Source organism: Streptococcus sp. FSL W8-0197 (genome assembly GCF_037963785.1).
In the GTDB taxonomy this organism is placed as follows: Bacteria; Bacillota; Bacilli; order Lactobacillales; family Streptococcaceae; genus Streptococcus; species Streptococcus oralis_CQ.
Genome location: NZ_CP150168.1, coordinates 1298647 through 1320211 on the forward strand (window position 1 = coordinate 1298647; position 21565 = coordinate 1320211).

The following is a 21565-nucleotide window of genomic DNA, read 5'->3' on the forward strand; positions in this document are numbered from 1 at the left end:
AATATGGTAAAATAAGATGATACTAGAGAAGGAAACTACTATGAAACCAGAAACATTTTACAGCCTACTAGCTGAGCAAAATCTTCCACTTTCGGACCAGCAAAAGAACCAATTTGAACGGTATTTTGAACTCTTGGTCGAGTGGAATGAGAAGATTAACCTGACCGCTATTACAGATAAAGAGGAAGTTTATCTCAAACATTTTTACGATTCGATTGCACCTATTCTGCAAGGCTTGATTTCAAATGAAACTATCAAACTTCTTGATATCGGAGCTGGGGCAGGGTTTCCTAGTCTGCCTATGAAAATTCTCTATCCTCAGCTGGATGTGACCATCATTGATTCGCTCAATAAGCGCATCAACTTCCTTCAGCTTTTGGCTCAGGAGTTGGATTTGGATGGTGTTCACTTTTACCATGGACGGGCAGAAGACTTTGCCCAAGACGAGAACTTCCGTGCCCGGTTTGATGTGGTGACGGCTCGTGCGGTTGCCCGTATGCAGATCTTGTCTGAGCTGACCATTCCCTATCTTAAAGTCAGCGGAAAACTATTGGCACTCAAGGCCAGCAATGCTCCTGAGGAATTGCTAGAAGCCAAGAATGTCCTCAACCTCCTCTTCAGTAAGGTCGAAGACAATCTCAGCTACGCTCTACCAAATGGAGATCCGCGCTACATCACTGTGGTCGAAAAGAAAAAGGAAACACCTAACAAGTACCCAAGAAAGGCTGGCATGCCCAACAAACGCCCACTTTAAACAATAGTGCCCCCTTGTTTAAAGTTCAGAAAACAATTTACAAAATCAACCTCGCTCTCGCATTTCCGGGCTCGGGAAAAATTCGTTTACAAAACGGACCTCACTCTTACATTTCTAGGCTCGGGAAAAATTCGTTTACAAAATCAACCTCGCTTTTTTGTTTCTCGGCTCGGGAAAAATTCGTTTACAAAACGAATTTTTTCTGCTATACTATCCTAAGCAAAGGTTTTTAATGTCATCCTGTGAGGTGACGAAGGCGCAGATTTATATAAATTTTTAAAAGATAGCTATTTTTTAAAAAGTCTTACTCTGAGGGCCTATTGCTGCAAAATAATGGGCTCTTTTTTGGTGCCCAAAAGTGAGGTTTTTATGAAACAGGAATCAACTGTTGACTTGTTACTAGACGTTGATCAACGTCCTTCTGCTGGTAAAGGCATTCTTCTAAGCTTCCAGCACGTATTTGCCATGTTTGGTGCAACCATTCTCGTTCCCTTAATTTTGGGAATGCCCGTATCGGTTGCTCTCTTCGCTTCCGGTATCGGAACACTTATCTACATGATTTCTACTGGCTTTAAGGTTCCAGTTTATCTAGGTTCTTCATTCGCCTTTATCACGGCTATGTCTCTAGCCATGAAAGAAATGGGGGGTGATGTCTCTGCCGCTCAAACGGGGGTAATCTTGACTGGTTTGGTCTATGTCCTTGTAGCAGCAAGTGTTCGTTTTGCAGGTACAAAATGGATTGATAAACTCTTGCCCCCAATCATTATCGGACCTATGATTATCGTTATCGGTCTTGGTCTTGCTGGTTCTGCTGTAACGAATGCTGGACTTGTAGCAGACGGAAACTGGAAGAATGCTCTTGTAGCTGTCGTGACGTTCTTGATTGCCGCTTTTATCAATACAAAAGGAAAAGGTTTCCTTCGTATCATTCCTTTCCTCTTTGCCATCATCGGTGGGTATATCTTCGCTATGATGCTTGGTTTGGTTGACTTTTCCCCAGTCCTTCAAGCCAACTGGTTTGAAATTCCTGGTTTCTACTTGCCATTTAGTACAGGTGGAGCCTTTAAAGAGTACAACTTGTACTTCGGTCCTGAAACAATCGCCATCTTGCCAATCGCTATTGTAACCATTTCAGAACACATCGGAGACCACACAGTTTTAAGCCAAATCTGTGGCCGTCAATTCCTGAAAGAACCAGGACTTCACCGTACGCTTCTTGGTGATGGTATCGCGACATCTGTATCAGCCTTCCTCGGTGGACCAGCTAATACGACCTACGGAGAAAATACAGGGGTTATCGGGATGACTCGTATCGCTTCTGTCTCCGTTATCCGTAACGCGGCCTTCATCGCCATTGCTCTTAGCTTCCTAGGGAAATTTACTGCCTTGATTTCAACCATTCCAAATGCTGTGCTTGGTGGCATGTCCATCCTTCTCTACGGAGTTATCGCCAGCAACGGTTTGAAAGTTTTGATTAAGGAACGCGTTGACTTCAGTCAAATGCGTAACCTCATCATTGCTAGTGCCATGTTAGTACTTGGACTTGGGGGAGCCATCCTCAAACTTGGGCCAGTTACACTTTCAGGTACTGCTTTATCAGCCATGACAGGAATCATCTTGAACTTGATCTTGCCACACGAAAACAAAGACTAATCATCTATATACACAAAATCCACTCGATTGAGTGGATTTTTTAATTACTTACTCTTTATTTCCAACAGTAAATCTTTCAAAGAAATAATGGTCACGGCTAGTAAAATCATAGCCATACCGACAAAATCAATCGCATAAAACTGTTCCTTCATAATCAGAAAGGCAAAGAAAACGGCAGAAATTGGTTCTATGGAAGCTAATAAACTAGACTTAACAGGGCCTATCAGACTAGCTCCTTTTAGGAAAGCTGTATAGGCAAAAACCGTTCCGATGATGATAATCCCAGCAAATGCAAAGAGAAAATCTAAGCTGGTTGGTATGCTGGCCTGTAAGACTCCTGTGAAAGGAATAGCCACTACACCAGAAATAACCATCCCAACACCAATCACCAAAATACTGCCCCACTTCTTAATCAAAGCAATAGGAAGGATGATATAGAGGGCATAGGTCAAGGCTGAAAAGAGGCCCCAGAACAGACCTAGGGGTGTGACAGATAACTGGTCAACTTTCCCGTGCGTCGCAATCAGAAAAGTTCCTCCTATAGCCAATCCAATCGAAATAATCTCAGCCAGTGTCGGTGCTACCCTATCTTTCATACAGGTATAAACCAAGATCCCAACGGGGCACACATACTGGAGAACTGTCGCTGTTCCAGCATTGGTCTCCTGAATGGCAGAAAGATAGGCAAACTGGTTTAAGAAAAGTCCGAACACTGCAAATAGCAACAGAGATAGCAGACTTTTTCTGTCTTTTATAAAAGCATAGAGTTTATTCTTTGCAGTCACGTAGGATAAGAACACCAGTGCCAAGCCTGCAATGATAAGTCGCAAATTGGTCAAGACTAAAGCAGAAATCCCGTGTGCCATCAGGTATTGGCCACTGGTTCCAGACAAGCCCCAAGCAATCCCCGCCACTACTGTATACAGAGTTCCTTTTACGGTTTTTGACATACTTCTTCCTACTCCTCTTGACGAATCATTTCCATCACTTGGTTTCGATCGACTATCCACTGGGTACGCTCATCCTTCTCATACGTTCGATTGGATAAAAAGATAGTAGCTTCTTGTTTCTCTCGATTCCACATGATAAAGGTACCAGTATAGCCCGAATGGTCGAGCCAGGCGCCCTCCAGGTTCCAAGCTAGCGAACGCTCCTTATCATCTAAAGGAGAAAAATTTCGGCTCAATTCTGCAGCAAAATCATCTTTCAAGTAATGTTCCAGAAAGATCTGCAAATCCTTAACAGTCGAAAACAAACCAGCACTTCCAGCGTGTTTCCCTAATAGACGAGCTTTGGGATCATGAATGATTCCGGCCTCCACCCCTCTCACTGTTGGGACAGCTTGCTCAACGGGACCGAACTTGGTCTCCTTCATTCCCCATGCTTCCAAAACTTGTTCTTCTATAATCTGATCCAAGTCTTGGTTAAAGATTTTTTCCAAAAGAAAGCCCAAGAGTAAAAAGTGAACGTCCGAGTATAGGAAGGCTGGCTGATTTCGTCTGTTGAGGTGAAACATGGCTTCTCTTAATTCCTCTGCACTTAACTTGTCTCGATTGGGAATAAAGGGGTCCAAGTCTGTGGCATGGGTCAGAAGCTGCCGTATAGTGATATCAGGATAATCACACTCCGGTAAAAAATCCGTTACCGGTCGATCAATATCTAATGTGCCCTGCTGCCACAAGAAGGTCAAAACCGTCCCCACTCCCACGACCTTACTCACACTGGCTAGATCATAAACCAAACCACTTTCTGTCTTCAAGTCTCTTTCTGGATCACTCAATCCTAGATAAGACTCTTTCCATTCACCATCCTTATAATACGCAAAAGAGGCCCCGGGATAAATCCCTGCCTCAATTTGATTTTCTATTTTTCTTAGAATTTTTTCCCACTTCATGCTTCTTCAAACCACAATTCAATGTTATTGGTATCTTTACCGAGGAAGAATTTTTCAGACTTAGGGACAAAGTAGCCTGTCTTTTCAAATTTCTGACGAAGACTGGTTAGATCAAAATTCTTGACTAAAAATTTTAACATCGTCAGGTCCCAAGTGACATTGTTTTCAACAGCCAAATCTGGTCCTTGCCCTTTAGTAAAGGTAATTGCTGGCGCTACTCCTTCGGGATCAAGTAAACTCTCTGTCCCTTCAGGCAAACGCAACTCCATAGAAACCTCAAATTGGCTCAAGTATTTTATACTTGTATTTGAATAAAATTCAGGAGCGGTTTCCAGTGGTACCAGATCTCTTATATCATTTTCTGCATGAACAAGGATCACATCCTCTTCAGGAGAAACAATCTCAAAAGCATACCCACGTTTTCCTTTAAATAGACGAGGAAGAGACTTCATTTGAGAAAGAAGGGCCTCGATTTCAGAAGGATTTTCAACCTTTATCAAGAGTCTAGCTAGCTTCTTAAGTCCTTCAACTCTGCGTGTTCGCATGCTTGGAGCCTCTTCTAAAATCAATCTCTCCGTAGCTGTCTGATCACCTAGAGAAATAAAGGCAGACTCTTCCAGCAAAGGTTTCATCCCCAGGGTTTCAATGTAAAATTTTTCATTTAATTTTCGATTATTAACTTTCAAAGTCGGAACGATCCGAACAATCTCATTCACATTCATATATTCCTCCAACTCTTTTATTTTAAAGGATTTTCGAATATTTTACAAGCCATATCTATTTTATTTAGAAATTTTATAACAAAAAAACTGGGATTCCCCAGTTTCATTTCTTATAGGTAAAGTAGTTTGAATAGTGCTACTGCTGCAATACCCGCTGCAATTGGAGCTACAACTGGAACCCATGCATACCACCATTTTGAATCACCCTTGTGTTGACCAAGAACTGATTTTGGAAGGAGTTCGTGAAGAAGACGTGGTCCAAAGTCACGAGCTGGGTTCAAACCAGGTCCAGTAGGTCCACCGAGTGAAGTTACCAAGGCCATTACTAGGAAACCAAGTGCCAAGTGCGCAACTGAGATCCCAGCAGCTGTATGTGGAGCTACTTGAGCTTTCACTGCCAATTCACTTAAATCAACAGTTTGTCCAGCTTGAGTAGCCATTTGTTTCATGTATTGAAGAACCTCAGCACCAAAGAAGTTTTTAGTCAAACCAAGTGCTGCAAAGAAAAGAACAAATGAACCTACAAACTCATTGAGGAAACCGTTAACAGTAGCTGCAAAACGTGATTCTTTTGTACCGTGGTCGATGCTTGAAATTGTTGAGAAGGTACCCAAGATATTGTTAGGATTCTCTGTCTTCAAGTAGTAAGGACGGTGAGTTGCAACAACCAAAGCTTGACCAAAGATTGCTCCCAAAACTTGTGCTAGGATGTAATATGGTACTTGCTCCCAAGAGAAAAGGCCACTAACAGCAAGTCCAAGAGTGAAAGCTGGGTTGATGTGGTTACCAGATACATTACCAAACATCAAAGCTGGGATCATTACCCCCATACCATAACCAACCGCGATAACGAGCCAGCCACTTTGGTGACCTTTCGTACCTTTAAGTTCAACGTTAGCAACTGCACCATTACCAAGAATGATCAAAATAGCAGTTCCCAAGAATTCTGTGGCATATTTAATAGCCCATGTAAAATCCATTTGATAGATTCTCCTTAAATTTTTTTAGACAATCCTTATTCTATCAATTTTTAGGCCTTTTAGCAATATCTTTTCTAAAAGAATCTATGGAAAACGCTTTATTTAACTTATCTTTAAGAAAAGGACAAAAGAAGTCAAACTCCTTTTGTCCTAATCGTTATTCTTGACGTTGACCAAAATCTGCAATCATCTGCTCCATCTCTTGGCGACTCGGAGTGGTCAACATATAAAGGTAGTCCCCTTGTAGCTCTGCAAAGGCTGCTGGCATGATTTTTTTGACCTTGACTTGCTGGCTGTACTTAGCAAGCAAGTCTTCTTCTGAATAGACATAATTTGCATTGGCACGACGTGATGTAGCTAAACAGTATTGTGGTTCAAACTCTGATGCTGGGAACTCTTCACCTGCAACAATCGCCGCATAACCTCGGTAGAGATCCAAGGAGTGAGCGAAGTTATAAACATCAATGGTAAAGCCACCTGCAGGACGGTTATTGTACTCAATGGCAATGTAGTCGTCCCCGTCACGGAAAAACTCGATATGGAAAAAGCGCTCTTTCATACCAAATTCCTTGACAATGGCCTCGCCATACTTGCGCAGTTTGGGATCCATATCCTTAAGCACATAGTAGGAATTGTCCATCTTATAAATCATCAGATCAAGTGGTGTATGGGCATAATCGAAAGTCGTTGAAAAGACGATATTGCCATCCTTGTCCACAAGCCCGTCAAAGGTACAGATTTCGCTAGAAGTGACAAATTTTTCAAAGAAATAAACGGTTGAATGGTCCCATTCTTCCTTGAAGTGATGGATATCGTCTTCTGTCTCAAGCTTAAAGGTTGCTGCCGCTCCCACTCCATTATCAGGTTTGGCAATCATTGGTAGGCCAATCGTCTCAACTGCTTGGTCCACATCTGCTTCCGTCTGGATAACAGCACCAGGTACCACAGGGACACCTGCTTTTTTGAAGAGTTTCTTCATCTCAGACTTAAACTTGGTTTTTTTAAGATCTTTGGGTTTGGCACCAAAGACATTGAATTGTTCTCTGAGTGTTGCGTCTAGCTCAAGCCAGTATTCATTGTGGGACTCGATGCGGTCGATTGGGCCATGCTTGTAGAAAAGAAAAGCTACTGCACGTTTGACTTCGTCTATGTTCTCAAGATTGTCCACACGGAAATACTCGGTCAAGCTATTGCGCAAAGGCTCATCCAGTTGTTCGTAAGGCTCCTGACCAATTCCCAAAACGGTGATGCCTTTATTAGCTAGCTCGATGGTAAACTGTTGGAAGTTTTGCGGATAGTAGGGAGAAATAACAAGGTAATTCATAGGCAACTCCTTTTATAGATACAAGTGTCCAAGAAAATAAGGCATTTGTTTACGCCACCATTCCCAGTCGTGGGCGACATCGTGTCCCCATTCAGCAAACCAGGCTGGAATTTGTTTCTGGTCAAAGGCTTCTTTGAGCTTGTAGAAAGATGGCAGACCATCTTGTTCCCAGGCACCGAGACCCGTGCAAACGACGATTTCTGCCTGACGGTAACGATCGATAAACCATCCGTCGTTTTGATTCCAGATATAGTCTACAGGTGAGTTTTGGTAAATAGCATCATCATTGTAGTAATCGCCAACGAAGAAACGTGCGTCGTAAACACCACTGAGGGCAATCACCTTGGTAAAGACATCTGGATGCTGGAGAAAGAAATTGAGTGCATGGTAAGCCCCCATCGAGCAACCTGTCGTCATCATGCCATCAAACCAACCTGTCTTATGCTTGATAAAAGGAATCGCCTCCTCAATCACATAACGTTCGTAAGCTCGATGCATCTCCGCCTGGTCATGACTATTTTTCCAAGTGGCCAACCAGCTTTCACTGTCAACACTGGATAGGGTAAAAAATTGGACACGACCTTCTTCGATAAAGGAAGAACAGGCGTCTATCATGCCAAAATCATAGTATTCGTTGTGACTGCCACCAGATGAAGCAAAAACAACAACTGGGATTCCTGCATGTCCATAACGGTTGAGGTACATTTCACGGTTGAGGTGACCACTCCAGTGGCTGAGGTTTTCAATATGCATTGGCTTTCTCCTTTCTTAACTTACCATTTCTCTGCAAAAAATCGGAGACAGTCTGGCAAATTTTCCGACCAAGGTATTTCACTATGGATGGCACCAGACTGAACTTTCAAGACCAGATTACCCAAGCCTACTCCACCTGCAATCAAATCACGGTAATAGCGAAGCGACGAGTCGATATAGGCTTGCTTGATATTGCCAGCCATTAGGGTCTTGTCCGTATCGTCTGCTTCTTCTGTTCCTACATAGATGAAAATGCGCTGTTCGGGCGACAATTTCTTCCGCTCGATATAGCGGTTAAAGGCTTCTTGGTGAAGCCAGTTAGCAGATGAGAAGACACCTAGACAACCAATTCGGTCTTGGTACTCTAGTCCGATAAACTGAGTAATATTGCCTCCTAGTGACGAACCAATCATAGCCGTGTGCTGGCGATCAGCTTTGGTACGGTAGGTTTCATCGATAAAAGGCTTGACCACCTCCATGACAAACTCGGCATACTCCACACCCTTACCGCCAAACTGCTGGCCTGGGATAGGAGATTCTTGAAATTTCCAAGCCGCATACTCATTCATCCGTCCCATGCCATCATTATCTATGGCAACGACAATCATGCGGCTGATGTCTGGATTTCGTTTAATGGCTGGAATAATCTTCCAAGAGTGTCCGATATAAGACTCCTTGCTGTAAAAGACATTTTGCCCATCATGAAAGTAAACAACAGGGTAAAAACGGTCTGTGTCTTTCTCGTAGTCCTTTGGCAGGAGCACACGCACACGACGCTCTTTTCCTGTATAAGGAACCTTAAGTTTGTGTTCTTTCATTTTTAAATAAAAGTAGGAATGATTCATTGTCAGAAAACTCTCTATATTCAAAATTTTATCTTATTATACCATAAAAATAGAAAAAAGTCAGTAAATGTCCATTTTAAGGATAAATAACTAACTTTTTTCATTTATTTTTCTGAATTCTTCTGGATTTTCTGATTAGAGGAGATTGTCAATTAACTCATCGACAGCATCTTTTTCAACCTGGGGAGTGATTTCAGTAATCATGATACCTGCCACTGCTCGCTCAACCAAGCCTTCAACATCCATGCGTTTTTCATACTGCTCTGCATTCTCTATCTTAGGATTGGTCTTAGGACGATCAGGTGCAAAAATAGTACAGCAGTCTTCAAAAGGCTGGATTGAAATTTCAAAGGTATCGATTTCCTGCGCGATGTCAATGATTTCCAACTTGTCCATGGTAACCACGGGACGAATAATTGGAGTGCTAGTCACAGCGTTGATAGTCTGCATGCTTTCCAAGGTCTGGCTAGCTACTTGGCCAAGACTTTCCCCATTAATGATGACTAAACCATTTCGTACCTCACGGATACGGTCGGTAATGCGCATCATAAAACGACGCGTCAAGGTCATGAGGTAGGCTTCTGGCGCTTTAGCCTTGATTTCCTCTTGAATCTCTGTGAAAGGTACTTCGATAAACTGGATATTGCCCCCAAACTTGGTCAATTTTCGAGTCAAATCGTGGGCTTTCTTGAGGGCACCAGGACTAGTGTATGGCGGACTGGCAAAGTGAACCGCCTCAATATCTACCCCACGTTTAAGAGCTAAATAACCAGCTACAGGTGAGTCAATCCCTCCTGACAACATGAGCATACCTTTACCAGAACTTCCCACAGGTAATCCTCCTGCTCCACGAAAAGTTTCATAGGAAAGATAGGCAGCCTCTTCACGAATCTCAACCTGAAGATTAATATCTGGATTTTTCATCTGAGCTTGTACGTTTGGAATGGCCTCGAAAACAGCTCCACCGAGAGTTTGATTGAGTTCACGACTATCCAATTCAAAGTTGTGGTCGCTACGCTTGCTAGTGATTTTAAAGGTCATCCCTTCCTTATAGATTTCCTTCATAATCTCTTGGACAGCAGACTTCAGAACTTCCACTGACTTTTCAATCTTATACACAGGAGAAAAATTTTGAATTCCAAAGACTTGTTTGAGTGATTCTGCTACTGCTGTGTAATCAGCTCCATTCAGGTAAGCGTGGGCACGGTCGCGATCTGCGGTTACCTTAACTTGAGGATAGATAGACAAAACGTCTGAAATATTATTGCGAAGTTTATTGATGAAACGCATACGATTTTTGTGCTTGGTTGACAATTCTCCATAGCGAATCATAATTTCTGAATACTGCATAAATGCTCCTATCTTACTTTTCTAGTTTGATTGTAAATTAATTTTAGCTTGGTCAAAAACTGCTCGACTTGACTCATATCATTTTCCAGGTCTAGGCTTAGACGCACAGCTGACTGGGCCTTATCTTTGTCCACTCCCATGGCAATCAAGGTCCCCGCAGGTTTTCCTGCCTTGGACGAACAAGCAGAGGTTGTGGAAATGAAAATATCATAGTCTTCAAAGGCGTGAACGATGACTTCACCACGAACACCCTTAATCCCAAAAGTCAGGATATGAGGGGCAAAGTCTTCCTCATCTGAAAAGACAAAAATATCTGGATAATCCAGAAGGGCTTGACGAATGACTGCCTTCATCTGCCCTGTCTTACTAGCAAAGATATCTAACTTTTCCATAGATAAACGGAGAGCTTTGGCTGTCGCTGCAATCCCTGCCACATTTTCAGTTGTCGAACGAGAGTCTCGCTCCTGACCACCACCAGTTAAAAGAGGCGTAATCTTCTTACCAGACTTGATATAGACAAATCCAACACCTCTGACACCATGAAACTTATGACTTGAAAAGGTTGCAAAATCCACTCGATCTGTCAGATAGTTTTCAATCGGAATCTTAGCGAGTGCCTGAACCGCATCAACGTGGAAAGAAATAGTCGGCTTATCTGCCAACAGTTTTGAAATAGCTTGAATTGGCTGGATAGAACCGATTTCATTGTTAACTGCCATGATGGAGACGAGAGTCGTATCAGGACGTATCAAATCTGCTAATGCTTCAACATCCACAAATCCTTTCTCATCAACTGGAGCAAAATCTATCTCAAAACCTAGACTTTTCAGCCAAAGGGCTGATTCCTTGACTGCTGGATGCTCAATAGCTGATACGATGATATGCTTGCCAAACTGGGCTTTTTCAAAGGCCACACCCTTGATGACCCAGTTATCTCCTTCTGTTCCACCAGAGGTAAAGAAGATTTCATCACTCTTCTTCCCAATCAAATCTGCAATTTGCTGCCGGGAAGCATCTAAAATTCGTGTTGCCTGATCTCCCAAACGATGGAGACTAGATGGATTTCCTACAATTTTTGAAGCGACCTGCATGTAAGTTTCAAGTGCTTCAGGATAAGGCTTGGTTGTCGCCGAATTATCAAAGTAGATCATGTTTTCTCACGCTTTCTAAAATCACTCCTTCTATTGTATCACGAAAAGAGACCTGCGACAAGAAAGGGAGGTTTCTCTTTTTTTAAGATTTTTTTAAAGAAATGAGGTATAATAAATCATAATTAAAGGAGAGTATCATGTCTAACTATCGTAGAACTTCAAAACCAAAAACAGAACACATCAAAAAGGGATTTACTGTCTTTCAAAAAACGATTGCTACCATCGGTAGTATCCTTGGCCTAATCACCGCTACTATCACCATTATGAACGCCATGGATAATAACAAAAACAACAAAAAAGAACCGACGACAACCCAAACAACTGTTGTCAAGGAAATTCAAAAAGAATCCCCTCAGGAAAATACTACTCCTAACAGGGACAACACTTCTACTAAAGAAAATACCTCGCAGGAAGAAACTTCTCAATCCAACAAGAAAGAGGAGAAAAAAGAAGAACAGAAAACAACAACTCAGGACTCTTCTACACCAGCTACAAATAAAGAAACAAGCGATAATGGAACACAGTCAAATACGACGACTTCTGAAACTAAAACGAACCAGTAATCAAAAAAATAACTTCTTTCCAAATTTGGAAAGAAGTTATTTTTTTATTGTTGCAATACTTTTCGTGGTTTGGTTCCCTCAGCTGGACCGATGACACCTGCCATTTCGAGTTCTTCCATCAGGCGGGTCGCACGATTAAATCCAACTGACAAACGACGCTGAATCATCGAAGCGCTAGCTTTCTGAGTTTCGATAACCAAAGCCTTAGCTTCTTCAAAAAGCGGATCGCCGCCAGCTTCACCATCAGAAAAATCTCCTTCATTTTCAGGAACATCTCCTGGGTCAAAGCTGTCATCGTAGTCCGCATCCGCCTGAGCCTTGATGAAGTTTACGATACGTTCAACATCATCATCCGAGATAAAGGAGCCTTGCAGACGGACTGGATGATTTTCATCAATTGGTTTAAAGAGCATATCTCCTCGACCAAGCAGTTTTTCTGCTCCATTCTCATCCAAGATGGTTCGCGAATCTGTACCTGATGAAACTGCAAAAGCCACACGAGATGGGACATTGGCCTTGATAAGACCAGAGATAACATCAACCGATGGACGTTGCGTTGCGAGAATCATGTGAATCCCTGCAGCACGCGCCTTCTGTCCGAGACGAATGATGGCATCTTCCACTTCCTTGCTAGCCACCATCATGAGATCTGCCAACTCATCTACAATGACAACAATCAAAGGCAGGGGCACTTGTTTGTACTCAGATTGGCTATTAAATTCCTCGACCTTGGCATTGTAACCAGCGATATTTCGTACTCCAACCTTAGCAAAGAGTTCGTAACGATTTTCCATCTCATCCACAACCTTTTGCAGAGCCTTGCTGGCCTTGCGTGGATTGGTCACAACTGGAATCAAGAGGTGAGGAATGTCATTGTACACCGATAACTCAACCATCTTTGGATCCACCATCATAAACTTGACCTGATCTGGTCTTGCTTTCATCAGAATGCTGGCGATAATACCGTTAACTGCGACTGACTTCCCTGATCCCGTCGAACCTGCAACGAGTAGGTGGGGCATCTTGGAAAGCTCAAAGGTGCGAGCAGTTCCATTGACAGCCTTACCTAGAGGAATTTCGAGGAGATTTTCTGGTTTAGTCTGAGACTGTTCCCAGAGTTCACGGAAGGAAACGGTCGCAATCTCAGAGTTGGGTACTTCAATTCCGACTAAGGATTTACCAGGGATCGGAGCCTCAATCCGAACATCCTTAGCTGCTAGAGCTAGCGCTAAGTCGTCTGCCAGATTGGAAATGCGGTTAACCCGTACACCGACTGCTGGCTTGACTTCATACTTGGTAACTGATGGTCCTATTTCAGCCCGTTCCACCGTCACCTTGATACCAAAGCTAGCAAAGGTTTCTTCTAGGATTTTGATATTTTCTCGAACAATCTTCTTTTCCTTGGACTGATCTTTGGGTTTATCTGGCGCAAAGAGTTGCAAGCTTGGTAGCTTGTATTCAAGGGCTTCCTTGGCAGAAAAATCAACCTGCACCTCTTCATCCTCAAAGTCTTCTTCCATATCTGGAACGTCAAAATCAGTTTGAGGGAGGATAATCTCCGGTTCGATCCATTCTTCCTCAGGAATTGGGTGGAAATCGTAGTCTGGTACCTCTGATAAGATTTCTCCCGTTTCAGGATCTACAGGAGGAAGCGGTAATGCATCCTGTTCTTCTTGTTCTCTCTGAATTCTGGCTGCTTCTTCAGCTTCTTGACGAGCCTTCTCTTCTTCTCTCTTGATGAAGCGTTCCTGTTTTCTCTGTTCCTGTTTTTCCATGAAGGATCTGAACTGAGCTCCAATAAAGGCTGCGACATCATAAATAGACCAAGGACTAACCAAGAGTGCCCCAACTAGAATCAAGAGAACTCCAATAAAGTACGATCCGATATTGGAGAAAAGAAAGGATATGGGGATATAGAGTCCAACACCAAGCAAGCCTCCACCGGCGAAGCTAGTCACCCGCATACCAGTCAGGTCCGTCATAACTTGAGACAGGGTCCCTTTTAGAACTGACTGCTCCAAGCCATATTTCCATACCAAGTAGGCCTCAAAAATCAAGAGTAACCCAGCAAAGATACAGAGAAATCCTGACAGAAGTCCCTCTTGCTTGCGGATCCATTTAAATAGAAAAAGATAAATGAGGAGGGCACCAATGGCCACATAGGCCAAACTTCCGACCACCAGTCGAATGAGATTGTAAAGAGTGACACCTGCCGCGCCGAGTTTGAGGGCTGCAATAATCAACAATAAGGCAATTCCTAAGGAAATCAACATCCTCTGGATAGCCTGTTTTCTTTCAAGTTCTGCTTTAGACGGTCTCCGTCTTGTTTTTGTAGTATTCTTGTTTGCCATTCTTCTATTATACCATATTTCACAGCCATTTCGAATAGAGAAAAAGATTGCACCAAATGGTAACAATCTTTCTATTCTAATCCATTTTATGCTTGTGGCTTGCGTAGGTAACCATAAACCACACCACTTACAATTGCGCCAACCAAGACAGAGGCAAGGTAGAGAAGGGCATTTGAAGTAAGGGCGATAACGAAGATTCCTCCGTGTGGCGCCATGAGTTTGATTCCTGCAAGACCAACGAGTCCACCTGCTACTGCTGATCCAAGGATAAAGCTTGGGATCGCACGAGCTGGGTCAGCGGCACCAAATGGAATCGCTCCCTCAGTGATAAATGACAAGCCCATGATGATGTTTGTCAAACCAGAGTTGCGTTCTTCTTTAGTAAATTTATCTTTGAAAAGAAGGGTTGCGACAAAGATGGCAAGTGGTGGCACCATTCCTCCAGCCATAACTGCCGCCATAGCTACAGAACCACCTGAAGAAACAGTCGCTGCAAGCGTACCTGTACCAAAGACATAAGCAGCTTTGTTGACTGGTCCACCCATGTCAACAGCCATCATGCCTCCAAGAACGATACCAAGAAGGACAGCTGAACCTCCTCCAAGACCACCTAGGAAGTCATTCATAGCAGTGTTGATTGCTGCCATTGGAATGTTGACAGCCAACATAACAAATCCTGTCAAGATTGTTCCGAAAAGCGGTAGGATAAGGATAGATTTAGCACCTTCAAGTGAACGAGGAACTTTAACGTATTTCTTGATAGCAAGAACCAAGGCTCCTGCGATAAATCCACCAACAAGGGCACCTAGGAAACCAGATGAAACACCTGCAAGAGTTGAAGTTGCTTCACCACCTGCGGCATAAGGAATTTTACCAAAGGCAAAACCTTCTTTGGCAATAGCACCTGCCACAAAACCTGCTACCAAACCTGGTTTTTCAGCGATAGAGTAGGCTACGTATCCTGCAAAAACTGGAAGCATCAAGCCAAAGGCAGCCCCACCGATTTTCATGAACATGGAAGCGAGCTCATGGTAGGATCCGAGATTGCCAAGACTATCTTGTGGCACACCAAAAGCTCCGTCGATCAAGAAAGCAAGAGCAATCATGATACCACCACCAATAACGAATGGCAACATTTGAGATACGCCACTCATCAAGTGTTTGTAGAAAGCACCACCAAGGCTTTGTTTTTCATTAGATGCTGTTGCAGCTTTTGCTCCATTAGCAGCACGATAAACTTCAGTATCTCCTGAAAGAGCCAAGTTGATCAATTCTTCAGTCTTACGGATACCGTCTGCAACTGGACGGTTAACCAAAGGTTTTCCATCGAAACGATCCATCTCAACAGCCTTGTCCGCAGCGATGATAACAGATTTAGCCTTGCGGATGTCCTCTGCAGTTAGTTGGTTACCAACACCGCTAGCTCCGTTTGTTTCAACCTTGATACCAACACCCATTTCAGCAGCCACTTTTTGAAGGGCTTCTTGGGCCATGTAAGTGTGGGCAATACCTGTCGTACAAGCTGTAACAGCTACGATAAAGTCGCCAGAGTCATTAGCAGGTACTTGAACAGGTTCCTCAGCTTTTTCTGAAGCTTGGTCAAAAAGTTCAATAACTTGATCTGCAGATGTTACTTGACGAAGTTTGTCAGCGAAACCGTCTTTCATCAAGTATTGAGATAATTCTGCCAAGGCTGCTAAGTGAGTATCATTGGCACCTTCTGGAGCTGCAATCATGAAGAAGAGGTCTGTTGGTTGCCCATCCAAGCTTTCATAGTCAACACCCTTGTTTGACTTAGCAAAGAGAACCGTTGCTTCTTTGACAGCAGAGTTCTTGCTGTGAGGCATAGCAATTCCGTCACCCAAACCAGTGGAAGTGAGAGCTTCACGCGCTAAGATCCCTTCTTTAAAGGTTTCAAAATCCGTCACGTAACCGTGATCTACCAAACTTTTAATCATCTCTTCGATGACAGCTGTTTTTTCAGTTGCCTGCAAATCCAGCAACATGACATCTTTTCTCAATAGGTCTTGAATTTTCATCGTTTTTCTACCTCAACTTTTTCATATGTTTCTTTAATATATTCCGCTGTTGCCAAGTCATCCGAGAAGGTAGTTGCTGTTCCACAAGCTACTCCCCATTTGAAGGCCTCTACTGCATCTTTAGATTTGACAAATTCACCTGTAAACCCAGCAACCATAGAGTCACCAGCCCCGACTGAATTTTTGACTGTTCCCTTGATAGGTTTTGCGAAGTATGCTCCCTCAGATGTGACAAGAAGGGCACCGTCACCAGCCATGGAGATAATAACGTTTTGTGCACCTTTAGCTAGTAACTCACGAGCATATTTCTCGATTTCATCTAAACTTTCGAGTTTCACTCCAAAGATAGCTCCAAGCTCGTGATTGTTTGGTTTAACCAAAAGTGGCTGGTAGTCCAAACTATCAATTAAGGTCTGTCCTTCAAAATCACAAACCACTTGCGCACCAGTCTGGCGTGTCAAGGCAATCAAATCTTTATAGATAACATTGCCTAGGTTCTTAGCACTCGAACCTGCAAACACAACCGTATCATCTGCTGTCAGACTAGACAAAATAGCTTTCAATTCTTCTAACTGAGCCGGTTCCACATTTGGACCAGTCCCGTTGATTTCTGTTTCTTGGTCTGCTTTAATCTTGACATTGATGCGAGTATCTTCTGCTACTTGGACAAAACGAGTTTCTATTTCTTCCTCTGTAAGGGTATCTGTGATAAATTTACCAGTAAATCCACCGATAAATCCAGTCGCGGTATTAGGAATATCCAAGCGCTTCAAAACACGGCTGACATTGATTCCTTTCCCACCAGCGAACTTATCATCACTGTCCATACGATTGACACTACCGACTTGAACTTGGTCCAAGCGCACGATATAGTCAATAGACGGATTGAGTGTGACTGTATAAATCATACTTCTATTACCTCCGTTTTCTTCTTAATAGCCTGCAAGAGCTCATGCCCTTGACTTGTGATGACAATAGCGCGTTTAAGCGGTGCTACCTTGGCAAAGCAAGTTTGACCAATCTTTGACGAATCAACCAAAACATAGGTTTGTTTGGCATTCTCCAAAATAGCACGTTTAACGGCTCCCTCCTCCATATCAGGAGTCGTATAATAACCATCGTCCACACCATTCATCCCGATAAAGGCACGGTCAAAGTGCAATTGATTGATTTGGTTAAGAGCAACACCACCGATACATGCATCTGTTGCCATCTTGACACTTCCTCCAACCATGACAGTTGGAATCTGTTTTTCAACCAACTGAACCGCATGGTGAATGGAGTTGGTCACAACTGTAATATTCTTATTAACCAATTCCTTGATTAAAAAAGCAGTTGTCGTTCCAGCATCGATAAAAATGACATCTTTTTCCTTAATAAGAGAGGCTGCTTTCTGAGCCAGTAGCTTCTTCTCTTGAAGGTTTTTGACAGATTTTTCTTGGATGGTTTCTTCTTCCTGCAAGGAGTGGGGCAATTCTGCTCCACCATGCACACGGCGAAGTTTGTTTTCCGCCTCCAGCTCATCCAAATCTCTTCGAACCGTTGATTCTGATGTTTCTAATAGACTAACCAATTTTTCTAGGGAAACTACATGATGTTGATTTAACTCCTCTAAAATCAGTTGCTTCCGCTCAGTTTTTAACACCAAATCACCTCCTGTTATCGTTTACACTATTCATTCTAGCACAATTTCTATCAAAGTCAAGCATTTTTTATCATTTTCTTTCAATTTCTATCATTTTTCTTATTTCCAAAATTTTTATTGCAAGATAAGTGGCTTTATGGTAGACTATTTGAGTAAGTATTGGAAGATTACTCAAGAGGCTTAAGAGGCCGTGTTGGAAACGCGGTAGGCGTGTAACAGCGTGCGTGGGTTCGAATCCCATGTCTTCCGTAGAAAAAAGAAAAACTGCACCTCAATGCAGTTTTTTTATCGTTCTAAGAACAATACATAGAAATGAAAGGCTGAGTTACTCTAACTATCACACTATTTTTTTCTGTATCCTTCCCTATCCTAGAATCACTTTGATTTCATAAAAAAACAAGTAGTTTATTAGGACTACTTGTTTTTCTTCTAAATCTTGTGATTAGATATTGCTTTTATCTTTTTTATCTGAAGATTTGTCTGTTGATTTATCAGTGGATTTGTTTGAAGATTTATCAGAAGACTTGTCTGTTGATTTATCATTAGACTTAGTTGAGTTTTTACGGACAATTTTATCATAACCTTCTGTATCATCAAGCAACTCTGTCGCCAAAGTACGGTAATCTTCTTGAGAAATCAGCCAGTTTCCATCCTTATCCTTTGTTAATTTGATTTCAGTATCAAAATCACCAGTAGTGAAAGGTGTATGAGCTAAGTTAGGGTCAACGTCACTGTAGGTTGAGAAATCTTTCTTAAATAGATGCTCAAAAATCCAGTAAGAAACCAATGTTTGGTAACGCTTGATGTCAACGTTTGAACCAGCTTGATTGTATTTACCTAGGTTATCAACACCTCCAATAAGAGTAGTGAGAACTTCCCTTGTAGATGAAGCCAATCCTTTAGAGTGTAACTTCTTAGAGTTGAAAGTAACAGTCGCTGTATTTCCTGATTCATCAACCTTCACGTCTTTAACAGTGTAAGAACCGATATCTTGATATAATCTACGTCTCATCTTCAAGAAACCTGAAATGGTTTCTTCTGGAGTTTCTACAGGGAAATCTTTGTGCCATTGTACTGAATAGGTAGATGCAGGTGAAAGCCCTTCTTCTTTGATTTTTTCACTTGTTTGTACAGCAAATACTGCCTCAGTCCATTTTTCATAAGTGTCGCCATAAATCTTCTTAAATCGAGCAGAGTCGCTAGTAAGAACTGAGTCTAAGAGAATCTCAGCATCTTTTGTAACTTTTTCTTTAACTTCTGCAGCTTCATCTTTCTTCTCAACTTGTTCCGTATTCTCCTTGTTATCAGAAGAAGCTTCAGATGACTGATTAGAAAATACAGAACATGCACCCAAGACAACTGTTGAAAGTGCTAAGATACTTAGTAACTTGATCTTTTTCATGTTTCACCTCTTTATGAAAATTTACTCTTGGAGACTACCTCCAAGGATAGTTGTTTAGAAAAACACTGGGTTTATCTAACGGAGAATGGGGGATTCGAACCCCCGCGCCAGTTACCCGACCTAACGATTTAGCAAACCGTCCTCTTCAGCCTCTTGAGTAATTCTCCACTAACACACTAGAATAAATAGGATACAACGAAGGATACAACAAAGGATATAATTTGGAAAAAATCTACTGTATACCTGTTCATAATGGAGCCGGTGGGAGTCGAACCCACGTCCAAACACCTGCCAACATATTTGTCTACAACCATAGGTTATGTATTGTTTTAACAGTCCCTCGACACATAACTCAAGCCTAGGAACTGCGAGTCTATTAATCTCTTATCAAACCACTAGACAAGGCTTGATCGTATCTCGCTAATCATAAGACCTGTCATTGAACACGAGCAATCCAAATCAGGTCACGCCTGCTGGTTTTTAGGCAGCTAGAGCGTAAGAAGTGTTATTTTTTGCAGTTATATTTAACTGAGCGTTTACGTAGCCACACGGGTTGCAAAATATGCCTCATAATGCCTGTCGAATCCGTAACGACCCCAGGATGTTAGAACTATTATAACCTATCTTCAAAAAAAATGCAAAATCAAGCCGTTTCTTTAGAAAAGGCACCCTTTTAAGGCTTCTGATAAGGCTTGATAACCGGCTACACTTAGATGGAGACCATCCGTTGTATAGGCTGATTGAAGTTGCCCTTCTGAATCTGTCAAACTATCATAAATCGACACAAAATCTACTTGCATATAGGCGGATGCTAGAGCCTCATAGGCTTGATTCCATTCTCTAATCTTTTCATTGGTTCGGATATAAACAGTCTGCTTGTATCTCTCTCCCTCATTGACTGGCAAAATGGAAAGGAGCTTTATTTGTGACAGCGGATATTCTCGGGCAATCGATTGGATCACACGCTCAAGATTATCCAAAGCATCATTCATGGGAATATCTTTTCCAATATCATTTGTCCCAATTAAGAGAACAATTTGATCGACAGCATCACCATAAAGATGGGCATCAAGATTGTCTAGTAGAAGCCCCGTCTGGTAACCTCGGATGCCTCGATTAACAATCGTCTTGGTAGTCCCAAGTAACTCTTGCAAAGGGTAGTATTCTACAATCGAATCGCCGATAAAAATCATATCTGGCTCTAAAAGAGAAATCTCATTGAGTTCACGATACTTGGTTTGAATCTTTGCCTGCTCTTTTAGGAGCCAATTTTCTAATAACTGTACTGCCACCTTATCCCTCTTTCTCTAACCACTTTTCTAGAATCTGATAAACGCCCCCTTGGCTGTTAGCTGGAGCTAGGGCTGTTGCAACTGCCTTGGCCTCTTCATCAGCATTTTCCATAGCATAGGCAATTCCAGCCATCTCCAACATCTCAACATCATTTTCGCTATCACCAAAAGCCATGATCTGTTCCGATGTCAAATTCCAGCGCTTGAGTAATTCTTCCAATCCCCAAGCCTTGTGAACACCCGCTTGCAGGATATCAATACAGCCATAACCGCTAGAAACAGCCCTTACACGACCATCAAAGAGATCATTGATTTCCTGCAAAACTGAACTAGAACGTTCTTCACCAACGACCATGCTCATCTTTAGAACTCCTCCAAAGAGGTCTGAGTTTAGCTCATCCACAAAATTTGTCCTTTGGTAAAGTTTTTCAATCATCTCTGGAGTCATAAATTTTTCCAGATCTGTAAAAACCGTTCCTTCCTTGACAAAACTCCCATTCATACTGGTAACGACGAACTGATCTCGACACTCTCTCCCTTTAAAATGAAGGAGAGCCTTGTCAACCATAGAATCATCCCAAGTCTGGGCCTGAAGTAGCGTATCATACTCAAATATACGAGCGCCGTTAGCAACAACCAAGATCACTCGACTCGCCAAGTGTTCTAATAATTGCCTCATTCGATGGACCTCATTTCCCGTCGCAATGACAAAACGGATATCCCTTTGATCCAGCTGATCTAAAATCTTTTCCAAGCGGGGCAGATCTAGCTGCCCCCTCGGGTCTAGCAAGGTTCCATCCATGTCTGTTGCAATTAATTTAATCGTCATCATATCTCCTTTAGAGTG

Annotated in this window: 19 protein-coding genes, 2 tRNA genes and 1 other RNA gene; 4 read left to right on the top strand and 18 right to left on the bottom strand. The window is 42.4% G+C overall.

The features are described 5' to 3' along the window. Positions 1-40 precede the first annotated feature (40 nt). Both rsmG and NYE79_RS06610 read left to right on the top strand, forming a co-directional pair. On the top strand, positions 41-754 hold the full coding sequence (gene rsmG / locus NYE79_RS06605; protein WP_216728456.1) for a 16S rRNA (guanine(527)-N(7))-methyltransferase RsmG: 714 nt from the start codon (positions 41-43) through the stop codon (positions 752-754). Between the two features lie 369 nt (positions 755-1123). Further along, on the top strand, positions 1124-2407 hold the full coding sequence (locus NYE79_RS06610; protein WP_070683312.1) for a solute carrier family 23 protein: 1284 nt from the start codon (positions 1124-1126) through the stop codon (positions 2405-2407). A 44-nt stretch (positions 2408-2451) separates the two neighbouring features. Here the strand turns inward: NYE79_RS06610 and NYE79_RS06615 are convergent, their stop codons facing one another. The 9 genes from NYE79_RS06615 to NYE79_RS06655 all read right to left on the bottom strand — a co-directional run bounded on the left by NYE79_RS06615 (position 2452) and on the right by NYE79_RS06655 (position 11426). Next, entirely contained in the window at positions 2452-3357 is a 906-nt protein-coding gene (locus NYE79_RS06615) for a DMT family transporter (protein WP_000048000.1), read from the bottom strand. Between the two features lie 8 nt (positions 3358-3365). After that, positions 3366-4301 (bottom strand): serine hydrolase domain-containing protein, encoded by a 936-nt coding sequence (locus NYE79_RS06620; protein ID WP_070683316.1) that lies wholly within the window; start codon positions 4299-4301, stop codon positions 3366-3368. Next, entirely contained in the window at positions 4298-5023 is a 726-nt protein-coding gene (locus NYE79_RS06625; protein WP_070683318.1) for a CppA N-terminal domain-containing protein, read from the bottom strand. The genes NYE79_RS06620 and NYE79_RS06625 overlap by 4 nt, the downstream gene beginning before the upstream one ends. A gap of 110 nt (positions 5024-5133) precedes the next feature. Next, positions 5134-6003 carry an aquaglyceroporin Gla gene (gla, locus tag NYE79_RS06630; protein WP_000348117.1) on the bottom strand — a complete coding sequence of 290 codons (870 nt, stop codon included), beginning with the start codon at positions 6001-6003 and terminating at the stop codon, positions 5134-5136. 157 nt (positions 6004-6160) lie between these two features. Continuing rightward, positions 6161-7327, bottom strand: coding sequence for an ATP-grasp domain-containing protein (locus NYE79_RS06635; RefSeq protein ID WP_042767724.1), 1167 nt, complete (start codon positions 7325-7327; stop codon positions 6161-6163). A 12-nt stretch (positions 7328-7339) separates the two neighbouring features. Further along, on the bottom strand, positions 7340-8080 hold the full coding sequence (locus NYE79_RS06640) for an esterase family protein (protein WP_125328065.1): 741 nt from the start codon (positions 8078-8080) through the stop codon (positions 7340-7342). A 20-nt stretch (positions 8081-8100) separates the two neighbouring features. Then, entirely contained in the window at positions 8101-8925 is an 825-nt protein-coding gene (locus NYE79_RS06645) for an alpha/beta hydrolase (protein ID WP_125328066.1), read from the bottom strand. A gap of 135 nt (positions 8926-9060) precedes the next feature. After that, positions 9061-10275, bottom strand: a complete 1215-nt coding sequence (gene thiI / locus NYE79_RS06650) for a tRNA uracil 4-sulfurtransferase ThiI (RefSeq protein ID WP_125328067.1) — start codon at positions 10273-10275, stop codon at positions 9061-9063. 8 nt (positions 10276-10283) lie between these two features. Then, complete coding sequence (locus tag NYE79_RS06655) at positions 10284-11426, bottom strand: cysteine desulfurase family protein (protein WP_000638930.1); 1143 nt, start codon at positions 11424-11426, stop codon at positions 10284-10286. A gap of 137 nt (positions 11427-11563) precedes the next feature. Between NYE79_RS06655 and NYE79_RS06660 the strand changes: the two genes are divergently transcribed. Next, positions 11564-11989, top strand: a complete 426-nt coding sequence (locus tag NYE79_RS06660; RefSeq protein ID WP_061427071.1) for a DUF6556 family protein — start codon at positions 11564-11566, stop codon at positions 11987-11989. Between the two features lie 44 nt (positions 11990-12033). On the opposite strand, the gene NYE79_RS06665 is transcribed toward NYE79_RS06660, so the two are convergent. The 4 genes from NYE79_RS06665 to NYE79_RS06680 form a co-directional block, all read right to left on the bottom strand. Further along, on the bottom strand, positions 12034-14340 hold the full coding sequence (locus tag NYE79_RS06665; protein WP_339293637.1) for a DNA translocase FtsK: 2307 nt from the start codon (positions 14338-14340) through the stop codon (positions 12034-12036). Positions 14341-14426: 86 nt separating this feature from the next. Then, entirely contained in the window at positions 14427-16379 is a 1953-nt protein-coding gene (locus tag NYE79_RS06670; RefSeq protein ID WP_251464269.1) for a fructose-specific PTS transporter subunit EIIC, read from the bottom strand. Further along, a complete protein-coding gene (pfkB, locus tag NYE79_RS06675; protein WP_339293638.1) occupies positions 16376-17287 on the bottom strand; it encodes a 1-phosphofructokinase in 912 nt (303 codons plus the stop codon). Before pfkB ends, NYE79_RS06670 begins: the two co-directional genes overlap by 4 nt. Continuing rightward, a complete protein-coding gene (locus NYE79_RS06680) occupies positions 17284-18024 on the bottom strand; it encodes a DeoR/GlpR family DNA-binding transcription regulator (protein WP_000920645.1) in 741 nt (246 codons plus the stop codon). Before NYE79_RS06680 ends, pfkB begins: the two co-directional genes overlap by 4 nt. A gap of 161 nt (positions 18025-18185) precedes the next feature. Here NYE79_RS06680 and NYE79_RS06685 point away from each other — a divergent pair. Continuing rightward, positions 18186-18273, top strand: a tRNA-Ser gene (locus NYE79_RS06685). Positions 18274-18466: 193 nt separating this feature from the next. Here NYE79_RS06685 and NYE79_RS06690 read toward each other — a convergent pair. The 5 genes from NYE79_RS06690 to NYE79_RS06710 all read right to left on the bottom strand — a co-directional run bounded on the left by NYE79_RS06690 (position 18467) and on the right by NYE79_RS06710 (position 21547). Continuing rightward, positions 18467-19426, bottom strand: a complete 960-nt coding sequence (locus NYE79_RS06690; protein WP_000721422.1) for a hypothetical protein — start codon at positions 19424-19426, stop codon at positions 18467-18469. 79 nt (positions 19427-19505) lie between these two features. Continuing rightward, positions 19506-19593, bottom strand: a tRNA-Ser gene (locus NYE79_RS06695). Positions 19594-19676: 83 nt separating this feature from the next. Continuing rightward, positions 19677-20024, bottom strand: a transfer-messenger RNA (tmRNA) gene (gene ssrA / locus NYE79_RS06700). A 58-nt stretch (positions 20025-20082) separates the two neighbouring features. Then, complete coding sequence (locus NYE79_RS06705; protein ID WP_339293639.1) at positions 20083-20718, bottom strand: SGNH/GDSL hydrolase family protein; 636 nt, start codon at positions 20716-20718, stop codon at positions 20083-20085. A 1-nt stretch (position 20719) separates the two neighbouring features. Further along, positions 20720-21547, bottom strand: a complete 828-nt coding sequence (locus tag NYE79_RS06710; RefSeq protein WP_288203257.1) for an HAD family hydrolase — start codon at positions 21545-21547, stop codon at positions 20720-20722. Positions 21548-21565: the final 18 nt, after the last annotated feature.

What these genes read in the sequence shown, in the direction of transcription:
- NYE79_RS06665 (WP_339293637.1), bottom strand. Translation starts at nt 14,340, where the DNA reads ATGGCAAACAAGAATACTACAAAAACAAGACGGAGACCGTCTAAAGCA.
- pfkB (WP_339293638.1), bottom strand. Translation starts at nt 17,287, where the DNA reads ATGATTTATACAGTCACACTCAATCCGTCTATTGACTATATCGTGCGC.
- NYE79_RS06710 (WP_288203257.1), bottom strand. Translation starts at nt 21,547, where the DNA reads ATGACGATTAAATTAATTGCAACAGACATGGATGGAACCTTGCTAGAC.
- thiI (WP_125328067.1), bottom strand. Translation starts at nt 10,275, where the DNA reads ATGCAGTATTCAGAAATTATGATTCGCTATGGAGAATTGTCAACCAAG.
- NYE79_RS06610 (WP_070683312.1), top strand. Translation starts at nt 1,124, where the DNA reads ATGAAACAGGAATCAACTGTTGACTTGTTACTAGACGTTGATCAACGT.
- NYE79_RS06690 (WP_000721422.1), bottom strand. Translation starts at nt 19,426, where the DNA reads ATGAAAAAGATCAAGTTACTAAGTATCTTAGCACTTTCAACAGTTGTC.
- NYE79_RS06670 (WP_251464269.1), bottom strand. Translation starts at nt 16,379, where the DNA reads ATGAAAATTCAAGACCTATTGAGAAAAGATGTCATGTTGCTGGATTTG.
- gla (WP_000348117.1), bottom strand. Translation starts at nt 6,003, where the DNA reads ATGGATTTTACATGGGCTATTAAATATGCCACAGAATTCTTGGGAACT.
- NYE79_RS06615 (WP_000048000.1), bottom strand. Translation starts at nt 3,357, where the DNA reads ATGTCAAAAACCGTAAAAGGAACTCTGTATACAGTAGTGGCGGGGATT.
- rsmG (WP_216728456.1), top strand. Translation starts at nt 41, where the DNA reads ATGAAACCAGAAACATTTTACAGCCTACTAGCTGAGCAAAATCTTCCA.
- NYE79_RS06660 (WP_061427071.1), top strand. Translation starts at nt 11,564, where the DNA reads ATGTCTAACTATCGTAGAACTTCAAAACCAAAAACAGAACACATCAAA.
- NYE79_RS06635 (WP_042767724.1), bottom strand. Translation starts at nt 7,327, where the DNA reads ATGAATTACCTTGTTATTTCTCCCTACTATCCGCAAAACTTCCAACAG.
- NYE79_RS06625 (WP_070683318.1), bottom strand. Translation starts at nt 5,023, where the DNA reads ATGAATGTGAATGAGATTGTTCGGATCGTTCCGACTTTGAAAGTTAAT.
- NYE79_RS06655 (WP_000638930.1), bottom strand. Translation starts at nt 11,426, where the DNA reads ATGATCTACTTTGATAATTCGGCGACAACCAAGCCTTATCCTGAAGCA.
- NYE79_RS06645 (WP_125328066.1), bottom strand. Translation starts at nt 8,925, where the DNA reads ATGAATCATTCCTACTTTTATTTAAAAATGAAAGAACACAAACTTAAG.
- NYE79_RS06640 (WP_125328065.1), bottom strand. Translation starts at nt 8,080, where the DNA reads ATGCATATTGAAAACCTCAGCCACTGGAGTGGTCACCTCAACCGTGAA.
- NYE79_RS06620 (WP_070683316.1), bottom strand. Translation starts at nt 4,301, where the DNA reads ATGAAGTGGGAAAAAATTCTAAGAAAAATAGAAAATCAAATTGAGGCA.